The organism is Arthrobacter sp. zg-Y1143, assembly GCF_030125565.1.
Lineage (GTDB): Bacteria > Actinomycetota > Actinomycetes > Actinomycetales > Micrococcaceae > Arthrobacter_B.
This window is the reverse complement of record NZ_JASKLW010000009.1, coordinates 66180-77996: the sequence shown is the minus strand read 5'-3', so window position 1 is coordinate 77996 and position 11817 is coordinate 66180. Positions and strand designations below refer to the sequence as shown.

The window sequence follows — 11817 nt, the reverse complement described above, 5'->3', positions numbered from 1 at the left end:
GTTACAACCAGTTCAGCGGGTCCACTACTTCACCGTTAACCATGACCTCGAAATGCAGGTGGCAACCCGTGGAAGAGCCCGTTGTTCCGCTTGCTCCCACCAGGTTTCCACGCTTGATTTCGCTGCCTACCGACACGGAAATGGCGGATAGGTGGTTATAGGTGGTTTCGACCCCGTTGCCGTGGTCAATGACAACGCGGTTGCCGCCGCCGTAGGGGTGCCAGCCGGCGAAGACCACTTTTCCGGAAGCAGCTGCGTTTACTGCGGTGCCGCAGGTGGCGGCGAAATCCTGGCCGTTATGCATTTCCCCGGTTTCGCCCGTAATGGGGCTGACGCGGTGGCCGAATCCCGATGTCTCCACCAGCGCGGAATCCAGCGGGGTGGACAGCGTGCCCTTAGCGGCCGCGGGGACCGTGTGGGACCCTGCTGCCACGCCGACGGAAGCCAGCTTGGCGTCCGGGTCATAGCTGCTGCTCAACCCGGCGCGGGCAAATCCGATGTTCGCGTTGGCATCCGCGGAAACCGGTGTGTCGGCCGAAACCGGCTGCGGCTGGACGGGATCGTCAGCGGCCGCGGAGGTGGGCAGCGCTGCGGTGAGGATCAGGCCTGATGTGGCGGCGGTGATGGCCACCTTTTGGGCGGCGCCACCCATGGACAGGGTTTTTGTTTCAACCCGCCTGCGCCCGGAGGGCGGGGAGCTGCGCCGGCGGGCGGGCGCAACAGGGGCAGCCGCACGGCGGCGCCCCGAAGCAGCATGCTTCGACAAGTGTTTCCCTCTCTTGGAACGCCTGCGAAGTTAGCTGTCGGATTCGAGTAGAGAAACTCGGCCCTCGGCTCACCGCCGGCACTGCGTGCTTCTATGCACGTTTTGCCGCCGGCCTCCGGAAGGCTTCACCCCAAGGCAGTTCTACTGCCGGAAATTGGGTCCTCCGCCCCTGCCTGACGAGTTTGGTGCTCCGGTCCGTTGGCAGGGCTCGGCGGACAGACCGGATAACGATGGTGTTTCAACGTCGGAATTCACTATAGGGTAAATGTCCCAAAAGTAACCATTCCGTTACCCGGCGTGTGCCACAAAAACGTGTGCGGCCACTTCTGCCGGCAATTCAAGCGCTCCTTCGATGCCGGGGACACGCACGGAAATATAGCCGCCTACGACTTCGGCGGTGATTTCCGCACCGGGGCGCAGCCCGGCTTCATCCAGCTGGGACAGCAGCTCCGGCTCCACCTGGATGGGTTCGGCCAGCCGCAGGAGGGTCAGCTTGGACCCTGTCTCTACGGCAGCCACGGCAGAGACCAGGTCATGCACGCCCTGGTGGAAGACCGGTGCCGGCTCTCCGCCGATGCCCTCGAGGCCTGGAATCGGATTGCCGTAAGGGGATTCCGTGGGATGTCCCAGCAGCTCATACAGCCGGCGCTCCACGCGCTCACTCATCACGTGTTCCCACCGGCAGGCCTCGTCGTGGACGTAGGCCCAGTCCAGGCCGATAACGTCCGAGAGCAGCCGCTCCGCGAGCCGGTGCTTGCGCATCACCTCGGTAGCGCGCCGGCGGCCCAGTTCCGTCAGTTCGAGCCGGCGGGTTCCCGCCACCACCACGAGGCCGTCACGCTCCATCCGGCCAACGGTCTGGGACACGGTGGGGCCTGAGTGCCTCAGCCGCTCGGCAATACGCGCCCGCAGCGCCACAATGTTCTCTTCTTCCAGCTCCAGGATGGTCCTGAGATACATCTCAGTTGTGTCAATGAGATCCGTCATGACGGGCCGCTCCTAGTAGAAGGCAAGAGGACAGCGGCAAAACGCGCTGCCCGGGTCTACGCCAACACGTTAGCCTACCGGCCGGACCCCCCGAAAATTGCGGGCTTCCCGCCACACATCCCTGTGGCGGCGGTCATAAACCGTCCGAAAGAAAGCGGTGCGGCAGAATGGAAATGCAGACGCGCTTTCCTTTCGACACGCTTGGAGCGACACAATGGGTGACACCGCCGCACTGAAGATTCCCGCTGAACTCCTCCCGCAGGACGGCCGCTTTGGTGCCGGGCCGTCCAAAGTACGTCCGGAACAGATGGCGGCGCTGGAACGTGCCGGCACCGGGCTTCTGGGCACCTCCCACCGCCAGGCACCCGTACGGAACCTCGTGGGCAGCATCCGCGAGGGACTGGCCGAGCTGTTCTCCGCTCCGGAGGGCTACGAGGTAGTTCTGGGCGTGGGCGGCTCCACTGCTTTCTGGGACGTCGCCGCTTTCGGCTTGGTTCAGGAGAAGGCCCAGCACCTGTCCTTCGGTGAGTTCGGCTCCAAGTTTGCGGCGGCTACCAATAAAGCGCCGTTCCTCTCGGCGTCGAGCATCATCACGGCTGAACCGGGCACCCGTCCGGAACCGGCGGCTGAAGCGGGGGTGGATGTCTATGCTTGGCCGCAGAACGAAACGTCCACCGGCGTTGCCGCTCCGGTGCGCCGGGTGGACGGTTCCGACGACGGCGCCCTGGTGCTGATCGACGCGACCTCGGCTGCCGGCGGCCTGGACGTGGACCTGGCGCAGTCCGATGTGTACTACTTCGCCCCCCAGAAGAACTTCGCGTCAGACGGCGGCTTGTGGCTGGGCGTGTTCTCCCCCGCTGCGCTGGAACGCTCCGCGCGGATCAATGCCGGAGACCGCTGGATCCCGGATTTCCTCAACCTGCAGACCGCCGTGGACAACTCGCGGCTGAACCAGACCTACAACACGCCGTCGTTGTCCACGCTGGTGACCCTCAACGCCCAGATTGACTGGCTGAACGGCAACGGCGGGCTGGCGTTCGCCGCCGGCCGCACCGCGGAATCTGCCGGACGGATCTATTCGTGGGCCGAACAGTCCGCCGTTGCCACCCCGTTCGTGGCCCGCCCGGAGGACCGTTCCAACGTTATTGCCACCATCGATTTCGCAGCGGACATCGACGCCGCCGCCATTGCCAAGACGCTGCGGGCCAACGGCGTCGTGGACGTGGAGCCTTACCGCAAGCTCGGCCGCAACCAGCTGCGCATTGCCACCTTTGTCGCCATTGAGCCCGACGACGTCAGCGCCCTCCTGGCGTGCATCGACTACGTGATCGCGAACTCCTGAGCCTGATTACTGCCAACATGGGCATGCACTGCCCGGAGGGCCCGGACGCTACGCGCTGTCCGGGTCCTGCGCTTTTTCCGGCGTATCTGTGGTCATGCTGAGCCGCCGGGGCAGGTTCCGGTCATAGTGGAACCGCATCCCGTAGGTCCGCCAGGCCCATACGAAACCGATGGCGGCTGCCAGCAGCCCCGAGGCTGCGGCCACACCGAGGCTCCAGCGGGGGCCGAACGAGTCCGAAACCCAGCCCACCACCGGCGCGCCCAGCGGTGTTCCGCCCATAAAGATGGCGAAATACAGCGCCATCACCCGCCCGCGCATGACCTGGGCGGTGGTGGTTTGAACATACGCATTGGCGCTCGTCATCAGGGTCAGTGCGGACAGGCCCACCGGGATCAGGCATAGACCGAACAAAATCAGGGTGGGCGCAGCTGCGGACAGGATGCAGGACAAGCCAAAGGCCCCTGCGGCTCCGAAGACAAAGCGCAGGCGCGGCCTGTCCCGCCGCGCGGAAAGCAAGGCGCCCGCGACGGAACCGATCGCCATCACCGAATTGAGGAGGCCGAACGTGCCCGCGTCCCGGCCGAACTCGGTACGTGCCATGGCAGCTATGTAAATGGCGAAATTCATGCCAAAGGTGCCCACGATGAAGATTGCCAGCATCACCATGATGAGGTCGGGCCGGTGCCTCACATAGGCCAGTCCTGCCCGGATGCGGCCCTTCCCCGGGGGCGCCTTGGGGAGTACGCGCAGTTCGCCGGCACGCATATTCAGCAGTGCGAGCACCATTGCGCCGAACGTCACGGCGTTCAGTACAAACACCAGCCCCGGCCCGACGGCGACGGTCAGGAGTCCGGCCACGGCGGGGCCGATCATCCGCGCCCCGTTAAAGGAGGCACTGTTCAGCGCCACGGCGTTGGGCAGATCCCGCTCGGAAACCACCTCGGAGACGAACGCCTGGCGCGCCGGTCCGTCCACCGCCGACACCACGCCCAGGGCCAGCGCAAATGCGTACACGTGCCACAGCTGCGCCTGGCCGGAAATCACCAGCAGGCCCAGGGCCAGACCCAGGGCACCCATGCTGATCTGCGTCATCAGCAGGACTTTGCGCCGGTTGTAGGAGTCGGCTATCAGCCCGGACCACGGGGCCAGGAGAAGCTGTGGCCCCAGCTGCAGCGCCATCACGATTCCCATGGCTGCGGCATCCTGGTTGGTGAGGATGTCGTAGACCAGCCAGTCCTGCGCGGTCCGCTGCATCCAGGTGCCGATATTGGAAACCAGTGCGCCGAAGAACCAGATCCGGTAGTTGAAGAGGCGGAGGGAGCGGAACATCAGCTCAGCGCCCCCTCAGGGATTGTTGAACCAGTTGCCGCAACCGCCACGGATTATTCGTCCTCCTGCGCGTCCGTCTCCTGATGATCCTGCGCGCCGGACTGCGCTGCATCGTCTTGGCGCGCGCTGTCTTCGGGAGCGTCGTCTTCGGGAGCGCCGTCCCGCGCTTGGCCATCCTTGTCCCGGGATTCGGCGTGGGCGTGCTGTTCGTCGTCAGCGTGTGTCTGTTCCCGGGCGGCCTGTTCGAGGGCCAACTGTTCCTGCTCGGCAGCAATGTCTTCCGGACGCAGCCGCTCCGACCAGGGCACCCACTCCGGAGCCAGCAGCGCATCCTCCGACGGAAGCAGTCCTACTTCACTGACCGTCACCTTCTTGCTGCGCGGCATCCGGGCAACAGTGGCGTACCACTGCCAGCCGCGGTAACCGGGACGCAGCGAGGTGAACCGGTGGGTCACCAGCCGTTCGCCGTCGGCCGCGGCGCCCGCGTACTCCCCAACTTCAGCCGGGGACGCAACTTCGAGCAGGCCTGCACGTGCTTCCGCCACCGCGGCAGCCAGCACGGCGTCGGGCTTCCCCGACCGCCGGGGCGCACGTTTACGGGCCGCCGGGTCGGAGGGCGTTTCGGAAGAGGGAGTTACGGGTGTCATTGTCACTTCAGCGCACGAACCTTATATATCCAAGTCATCGGCAACGGCACGCAGCACAGCGGCCACCTTGGTGGCATGCTTCTTTTCCGGGTAGCGGCCGCGGCGCAGTCCGTTGGAAATGCCATCGAGCAGTTTGATCAGGTCTTCCGTTATAACGGCCATGTCTTCGGCGTCCTTGCGCGTGGCCTTGGCAACCGACGGCGGTGCCTCCAAGATGCGGGCGGAGAGGGCCTGCGGTCCGCGCCGGCCGTCGGCTACACCGAACTCCATGCGCGTACCGGGCTTAACCTCGCTGACGCCGGCCGGCAGGGCCGAGGCATGGAGGAAGACTTCCTGTCCATCGTCCGTGGCCAGAAAACCAAAACCCTTGCCGGTGTCGAACCACTTGACCTTGCCGATAGGCACTTCGGTTACCTCGTTCTTAGTTCCGATTGCGGCAGGACATCTGCCTTGTTGCATGACCGTTCAGTTCCGCCACCGTTTCCGCGTTGCCCAGCAAGCAGCGGGGGGTACCCGTACCTCTGAGATACTACGGGGAAGTCTGTTCCCTTTAGAATATCCCGACAAGCGAATAGGGGCTCCAAGGCTGCCCCTTTGTCCCGCGGATTTCCGCTGTTAGCGTTAATCACCATGAACAAAACCCCGCCGGACTCCGTCCGGTCCGCCTCGGCCTCTGTTTCCGGCTCCCAGCCTGGGCCCCGCCGCACCCGCGCGTGGATTTCGGGGGCCCTGGCCGCGGCGGCCGGTCTTCTGGCCCTGTTCGGGCTGGGAACCCTGGCTGCCGTTTTGATCCTTGCCCTGCAGGGCCAGTCGGTTGCCCCGTGGCTGGTTGCTGCCGTCTACTTTGCGTTACCTCTCGCTTTCCTGCTGATGGCAGGTTTGGTCATCAGCGGAGTTCGGCGCAGACGCCGAGGCTGATCGGTCCGTTTCCCTTCCCACTCAGGTAACGTGGTGCTGATGTCCGCGATTCGAGCTTTGGCCGATGATCTAGCCGCACGCAGCGACGACCAGCTGCGTGAATTGTTCGCGGCCCGGCCCGATCTGGTCCTTCCTCCGGTCCCCGATTTCCAGGCCCTGGCGGCCCGCGCCTCCACTCGGGTCAGCGTGCAGCGCATCCTTGAAAAGCTGACTGCCCCCGAGCTGCAGGTGCTTGAAGCCGTTGACCTGACCACCAACGAAGATTCCCAGCTCAGCACCACCGCCTCATGGCTGAAGGCCGCAATTGCCGGGTCCACCATCAAGTCCCTGGACGCCATCCTGGCCCACCTCCATTCGCTGGCCCTGCTGCGGCGGGCCAAACCGCATCCGGGAGCGCCGAAAGCTGACGCTTCGCGGCGCTTCTACCTGCCGGTGTCCGTTCTGGGTGAGGCGCTGGGCGCCTATCCCGCGGGTCTCGGCCGGCCCTACTCCACCCTCGCCGCACAGCACCCGGAGTTCGGGCAGCGCCTGGTGGGCATCGTGGAAGGGCTGCGCAGCACCGGGCTGCCCTTGGAGAAAGCGGACACCCCCGCCACGGCTGCCCATTCCCTGCACCACTTGGTTTCGGATCCTGCCGGCTGGGCGGCGCTGATGAACGGGGCGCCTCCGGGCACCACGGAGCTGCTGCGGCGGTTCAAGTACTCCCCGGTGGGCACCATCCCGAAGAAAGCCACCATGGGACGGGCCGTCTTGGACAACCCCTCCCCCACACCGGTGGAGTGGCTGGTTTCCCGCGGCCTGCTGGTTCCCCTGGACGCGTTGCACGTGGAACTGCCCCGTCCCGTGGGCCAGGCGTCGCGCGGGCACGTCATTGTGTCCGATTTCCAGCTCGAAGCTCCCCGCCCCTCTCCCCGCAGTGTCACCCGAAACCTGAGGGATAACGCCGCGTTCGGCGCAGTGGCCGAGACCCTGCGCCTAGTCACGGAACTGCTGGCGCTGGCGGCCGAGAATCCGGTCGGCACCCTGCGTTCGGGCGGCGTGGGTGTACGCGAAGTACGCCGCCTGTCCGAGTCGCTGCGGCTCGACGGCGCCACCACCTCCTGGCTGCTGGAGCTAGCCGCCATTGCCGGGCTGATCACCCTGGACGCAGCCACTTCCCGGTGGGGCGCCTCCGAAGGGAACTGGCTGAACGAGAACCGCGAAGAGCAGTGGCGCCGGCTGGTTGAAGCGTGGCTGGACGCGGACCGTGCACCTTCCCTCGTGGGTGCTCCCCTGCCGGCAGGCGGCGCGGTCAACGCACTGGCCGCCGAAGTATCCCGGCCCGACGCCCCCGTGGTCCGCCGTCGGGCCATGGAAATGCTTGCCCTCCTTTCCGAGCGCGACAGCGAAAACGGAACGGTGGGGGCGTTTGATCCGGAAGACCTCATCAGTGCCCTGACCTGGCACCAGCCGCGGCTGCAGCGGCGGTTCGCACGCCTGGTTCCGGGCATCCTCAAGGAAGCTGCGCAGTTGGGCCTGCTCGGCTCCGGTGCGCTGACGCTGCTCGGCTCGTCCGTGGCCGCCGGGGACTATGCCGCTGCCACGCAGGTGCTGCGCGATGCGTTGCCCGCACCCCTGAATTCGTTCCTGCTGCAGGCTGACCTGACGGCAGTGGCACCAGGTTACCTGGAGCCGGACGTCGCGCGGGAACTGGCGCTGATCTCCACCGCCGAGGGTCAGGGCCCGGCGGCCATCTACCGTTTCTCCGCGGATTCCATCCGACGCGCGCTGGACGAAGGGCACGACGCCGACGGCATTCTTGCCTTCCTGCGCCAGCATTCAGCCACGGAGGTTCCGCAGCCGCTGCGCTATCTGGTGGAGGACACCGCCGCCCGGTACGGCAGGCTGCGGGTGGGAGCCGCCGGGTCATACCTCCGCAGCGACGACGAAGCCGGCCTTAATGCCCTGCTGGCCGATCCGCGGACAGCGTCGCTGGGGCTGGTCCGGCTGGCCCCCACAGTGGTTGCGGCCAATGTGCCGGCCAAGGAACTGACCTCGTCCCTGCGGGATCTGGGGTATCCCCCGGCGCTGGAGGGCCCGGCCCGCAAACCGGTGGGCTCCCACCGGATGGTCCCGGTGGCCGCCCCGTCCTCCTCCAAGACGCGCCTGAACCCGTGGGAACTGACCGATGCGGATCTGGAACGGCAATTGGCAGCCCTGCGCGGCGAAGGACCGCCGCTGCAGGCGAACGGGGAAAGCCAGTCCCTCGTCAGCCTGGAGACCCTGCGCAAGGCCATCCGGACCAAGAGTTCGGTGCGGATGGGCGTTGTGGACAGCCAGGGGAATCAGCGGCAGGAGATATTCGTTCCCCTATCGGTGACCGAGGGAAGGGTGCGGGTCTACGATCCGCGCCACGACGTGGAACGTACAGTGTCAGTACATCGGATTATGGATGTGGAAATAGTGGAGGGTAGCCCGGCGCATGGTTGACGGACCGTTGATTGTCCAGAGCGATAAAACGATTCTCCTTGAGGTCGACCATGAGCAGGCGACCGAGGCACGGCATGCAATTGCCGCGTTTGCCGAACTGGAGCGGGCACCCGAGCACATCCACAGCTACCGGCTGACCCCGCTGGGTCTGTGGAATGCGCGTGCCGCGGGGCTCGACGCCGAGCAGGTCCTGAACACGCTGCTCACCTATTCACGCTTCCCGGTGCCGCATTCACTGCTGATCGACATTGAAGAGACCATGTCCCGGTACGGCAGGCTGCGGCTGGAAAAGGACCCCCAGCACGGCTTGGTGCTGCGCACCACCGACTACCCGGTGCTGGAAGAAGTGATGCACGCCAAGAAGATCCAGCCGCTGCTCGGTCCGCGGATCGACGACGAGACGGTGGTGGTGCAGTCCGCCATGCGGGGGCAGCTGAAACAGTTGCTGCTCAAGCTCGGCTGGCCTGCCGAAGACCTGGCCGGCTATGTGGACGGCACCCCGCATCCCATCATGCTGAATGAAGACGGCTGGACCCTGCGCCCGTACCAGAAACTGGCCACCGAGAACTTCTGGGCCGGCGGGTCCGGTGTGGTGGTCCTCCCCTGCGGCGCCGGCAAGACCCTGGTGGGAGCCGCCGCCATGGCGACCAGCTCCACCACCACGCTGATCCTGGTCACCAACACCGTTTCCGCCCGGCAGTGGAAGGACGAACTGCTCAAGCGGACCTCGCTGACCGAGGACGAGATCGGTGAATACTCCGGTGCCGTGAAGGAAGTCCGCCCGGTCACGATCGCCACCTACCAGGTCCTGACACTCAAGCGCGGGGGCCTGTACCCGCACCTGGAACTGCTGGACGCCAATGACTGGGGCCTGATCATTTACGACGAGGTGCACCTGCTGCCGGCCCCGATCTTTAGGATGACGGCGGATCTGCAGGCCCGCCGCCGGCTCGGCCTGACCGCCACGCTGGTGCGCGAAGACGGACGCGAGGGTGAAGTCTTCTCCCTGATCGGACCCAAGCGGTACGACGCTCCCTGGAAGGACATCGAGGCGCAGGGCTACATTGCCCCGGCCGAATGCGTCGAGGTCCGCGTCGACCTGCCGCGCGATGAGCGGGTGGCTTACGCCATGGCCGAAGACGGGGACAAGTACCGGCTGTGCTCGACGTCGGAGACCAAGACCGGCGTCGTCGAGCAGTTGGTGAAGCGCCATACCGGTGAGCAGACCCTGGTGATCGGGCAGTACCTGGACCAGCTGGACGAACTGGCTGAACGCCTGGACGCCCCCGTCATCAAGGGCGATACCCCGGTGAAGGAGCGCCAGCGGCTGTTTGGCGAATTCCGCGAGGGCAAGCTGAACACCCTGGTGGTCTCCAAGGTTGCCAACTTCTCCATCGACCTGCCCGAGGCCTCCGTGGCCATCCAGGTGTCCGGTTCCTTCGGCTCCCGGCAGGAGGAAGCGCAGCGGCTGGGCCGGCTGCTGCGCCCCAAGGCGGACGGCAAGGCAGCCCATTTCTACACAGTGGTGGCCCGCGACACCTTGGACCAGGACTTTGCGGCCAAGCGGCAGCGCTTCCTGGCCGAGCAAGGTTATGCATATTCCATCCTCGACGCCTCCGATATCGAAAAGCCGGTCTAACTGTATTTGGCCATGGGTAGTTCTCCCCATGGCCGCCCTCTCCTTTCTGGGTTAATTTCGTCTGGACATTCGCTACATTTGTTCCAGCACTCGGAACCGTAAGCTGTTCCGTTATCCAGGGGGGAAAGATGCCGATAAACGGCTGGGATATCCAGGTCGACGTAGTCCGGGGCGTCATCGAAAAGGCACGGGTCACTGTGGAGGACCTGCAGGCAGAGGAAACCACCCTGCAGGATGCGGTCAGTTCCGCGGCCGGCTCAACAAACAGCCCCGTAATCCTTTCGGCAATGACGGAATGCTACGAGGACTATTTGTCCCGGCTGGTTAACAGCGGCACCGTACGCGCGGGGAACGCCTGCAATTCAACCGGCGATGCGGTTAATCATTATGTGAGCGGCGATGCGGAGATGGCAGGAAACGCCAATCAGTCGGCGGGCGGGTCCTCCTTAACCAGCCTCGACGACGCCCCTGCCGGAGCCCTGCCGTGAGCGCCGGCAACCTGCCGGAGCTGCCCGACACAGGCGCCATCCGCGGCGACGCAGCACGCGTGGCGGACTCGGGAAACCGGGCGAGAGGCCACGGGCAGGACCTGGTCGCAACATGGGCAGGGCTGCGGGACAGTTACCAGGCCCCTGAGCAGGACATCGTCCACGGCGCCATGGACAAGGCCGCAACGTACACCGACGCGGCGGCGGAGGTCACCGGAGGTATCCGGGACGCCCTTGATGCCTTCGCCGACGCCGTCGATGCGCTTCGCCCGCGGTACGACGCCCTGGTAGCGGCTATGGGCGCCCACGCTTCCCAAGTGCCGGATGAGGATGACGAGGACGGCGTGGCCGCTGCGGAGGCGGAAGAATCCCGTATCGCCCGTGAAACATGGGCCATCGCAGCTGAGCTCCAGGCAGCCGAAGACGTTTGCGCCGGAGCCATTTCCGGCCTGCACCAGTCGGTCTGGGAAGCGCCCGGCAGCGCAACCTCCCCCTATGCCGCCGTCGGGGGCGGTCTGCTGTCCCACGGGCTGCTGTCAATCCATTCGGCCCCGGGTCCACGGCTGATCCGAGTGGCCCTTGACCCGGGCTCCAATCGACGCAGCCTCAACGTCGACGGGTCCGTCACGCTCCGCATGAATGGCCGGCCCCACCGCTATTACCCGCCGGACAGCGTGATGGCAACACTGCTGGCGCCGATGGGCCGCCGCGCAATCACGGTCCATCGGCCGGTGTTCCGTGACCCGGTGGTCGAACACGCCCGGCGGCGGACCACGGCCGGCGGAACAACGGCAAGGGTTCCGCAGATCCCGGGTTGGGCGAATAAGGCCTCTAACGGCTTGGGCGTGATAGACGGCGTCTTGTCCATCTACAAAAACGGGTCCGAACAATGGAACCAAGACCAGTTGGAGCATCCCGATTACAGCACTGGCCAGCGCGTTGGCAGCGCCGCTGCCACGGCGATTGTCGAAGGCGGATTCGCCATCGCCGGCGGCAGTCTCGGTACCACCGCCGGGGCCGCAGTGGGCAGCTTTATTCCCATCCCCGTGGTGGGAACCGTCGTAGGAGCAGCTGTGGGAGGGTGGATCGGCGGAGCCGTCGGAGAAGGCGCCGGAAACTTCCTCAGGAACGTTGGCGAGGACGGCGTGGCCAAGGCCGCGAAGGGTGCCCTCAAAGAAACGTGGGAGAACCTGAAGCTTTGGTGACGCCGCCGTGCATGCCGCTCGGCAAGG

Annotated in this window: 11 protein-coding genes and 1 riboswitch; of the genes, 6 read left to right on the top strand and 5 right to left on the bottom strand. The window is 65.7% G+C overall.

Translation table 11 applies throughout. The features are described from left to right. Window position 1: 1 nt before the first annotated feature. Together QNN98_RS10990 and QNN98_RS10985 are read right to left on the bottom strand one after the other, a co-directional pair. Window positions 2-766, bottom strand: a complete 765-nt coding sequence (locus QNN98_RS10990; protein WP_227926686.1) for a M23 family metallopeptidase — start codon at window positions 764-766, stop codon at window positions 2-4. Between the two features lie 3 nt (window positions 767-769). Next, a riboswitch (cyclic di-AMP (ydaO/yuaA leader) is annotated at window positions 770-964 on the bottom strand. Between the two features lie 90 nt (window positions 965-1054). Beyond that, window positions 1055-1753: an iron-dependent transcriptional repressor DtxR gene (locus QNN98_RS10985; RefSeq protein WP_227926684.1), complete on the bottom strand. Its 699-nt coding sequence runs from the start codon at window positions 1751-1753 to the stop codon at window positions 1055-1057. 214 nt (window positions 1754-1967) lie between these two features. Here QNN98_RS10985 and serC point away from each other — a divergent pair, with 214 nt between their 5' ends. Further along, on the top strand, window positions 1968-3095 hold the full coding sequence (serC, locus tag QNN98_RS10980) for a phosphoserine transaminase (protein WP_283997093.1): 1128 nt from the start codon (window positions 1968-1970) through the stop codon (window positions 3093-3095). A 48-nt stretch (window positions 3096-3143) separates the two neighbouring features. Here serC and QNN98_RS10975 read toward each other — a convergent pair whose 3' ends face one another. The 3 genes from QNN98_RS10975 to QNN98_RS10965 are packed head-to-tail and all read right to left on the bottom strand — an operon-like array spanning window position 3144 to window position 5476. Continuing rightward, on the bottom strand, window positions 3144-4424 hold the full coding sequence (locus tag QNN98_RS10975; protein ID WP_283997091.1) for an MFS transporter: 1281 nt from the start codon (window positions 4422-4424) through the stop codon (window positions 3144-3146). Between the two features lie 53 nt (window positions 4425-4477). After that, window positions 4478-5071, bottom strand: coding sequence for a DUF3027 domain-containing protein (locus tag QNN98_RS10970; protein ID WP_283997460.1), 594 nt, complete (start codon window positions 5069-5071; stop codon window positions 4478-4480). 21 nt (window positions 5072-5092) lie between these two features. Beyond that, window positions 5093-5476 (bottom strand): cold-shock protein, encoded by a 384-nt coding sequence (locus QNN98_RS10965; RefSeq protein WP_227913517.1) that lies wholly within the window; start codon window positions 5474-5476, stop codon window positions 5093-5095. A 225-nt stretch (window positions 5477-5701) separates the two neighbouring features. Here QNN98_RS10965 and QNN98_RS10960 point away from each other — a divergent pair, with 225 nt between their 5' ends. The 5 genes from QNN98_RS10960 to QNN98_RS10940 all read left to right on the top strand — a co-directional run bounded on the left by QNN98_RS10960 (window position 5702) and on the right by QNN98_RS10940 (window position 11790). Continuing rightward, the gene (locus tag QNN98_RS10960; protein WP_227913518.1) at window positions 5702-5989 is read left to right on the top strand and encodes a hypothetical protein; all 288 of its coding nucleotides are present in this window, start codon (window positions 5702-5704) and stop codon (window positions 5987-5989) included. Between the two features lie 39 nt (window positions 5990-6028). Beyond that, entirely contained in the window at window positions 6029-8458 is a 2430-nt protein-coding gene (locus QNN98_RS10955) for a helicase-associated domain-containing protein (protein WP_227913519.1), read from the top strand. Next, on the top strand, window positions 8451-10097 hold the full coding sequence (locus QNN98_RS10950; protein WP_283997085.1) for a DNA repair helicase XPB: 1647 nt from the start codon (window positions 8451-8453) through the stop codon (window positions 10095-10097). Before QNN98_RS10955 ends, QNN98_RS10950 begins: the two co-directional genes overlap by 8 nt. Before the next feature lie 128 nt (window positions 10098-10225). Further along, a complete protein-coding gene (locus tag QNN98_RS10945) occupies window positions 10226-10585 on the top strand; it encodes a DUF6507 family protein (RefSeq protein WP_227926680.1) in 360 nt (119 codons plus the stop codon). Next, the gene (locus QNN98_RS10940; RefSeq protein ID WP_227926679.1) at window positions 10582-11790 is read left to right on the top strand and encodes a hypothetical protein; all 1209 of its coding nucleotides are present in this window, start codon (window positions 10582-10584) and stop codon (window positions 11788-11790) included. Before QNN98_RS10945 ends, QNN98_RS10940 begins: the two co-directional genes overlap by 4 nt. The last annotated feature ends 27 nt before the right edge of the window (window positions 11791-11817 follow it).

What these genes read in the sequence shown, in the direction of transcription:
- QNN98_RS10985 (WP_227926684.1), bottom strand. Translation starts at nt 1,753, where the DNA reads ATGACGGATCTCATTGACACAACTGAGATGTATCTCAGGACCATCCTG.
- serC (WP_283997093.1), top strand. Translation starts at nt 1,968, where the DNA reads ATGGGTGACACCGCCGCACTGAAGATTCCCGCTGAACTCCTCCCGCAG.
- QNN98_RS10975 (WP_283997091.1), bottom strand. Translation starts at nt 4,424, where the DNA reads ATGTTCCGCTCCCTCCGCCTCTTCAACTACCGGATCTGGTTCTTCGGC.
- QNN98_RS10970 (WP_283997460.1), bottom strand. Translation starts at nt 5,071, where the DNA reads ATGACACCCGTAACTCCCTCTTCCGAAACGCCCTCCGACCCGGCGGCC.
- QNN98_RS10960 (WP_227913518.1), top strand. Translation starts at nt 5,702, where the DNA reads ATGAACAAAACCCCGCCGGACTCCGTCCGGTCCGCCTCGGCCTCTGTT.
- QNN98_RS10955 (WP_227913519.1), top strand. Translation starts at nt 6,029, where the DNA reads ATGTCCGCGATTCGAGCTTTGGCCGATGATCTAGCCGCACGCAGCGAC.
- QNN98_RS10950 (WP_283997085.1), top strand. Translation starts at nt 8,451, where the DNA reads ATGGTTGACGGACCGTTGATTGTCCAGAGCGATAAAACGATTCTCCTT.
- QNN98_RS10945 (WP_227926680.1), top strand. Translation starts at nt 10,226, where the DNA reads ATGCCGATAAACGGCTGGGATATCCAGGTCGACGTAGTCCGGGGCGTC.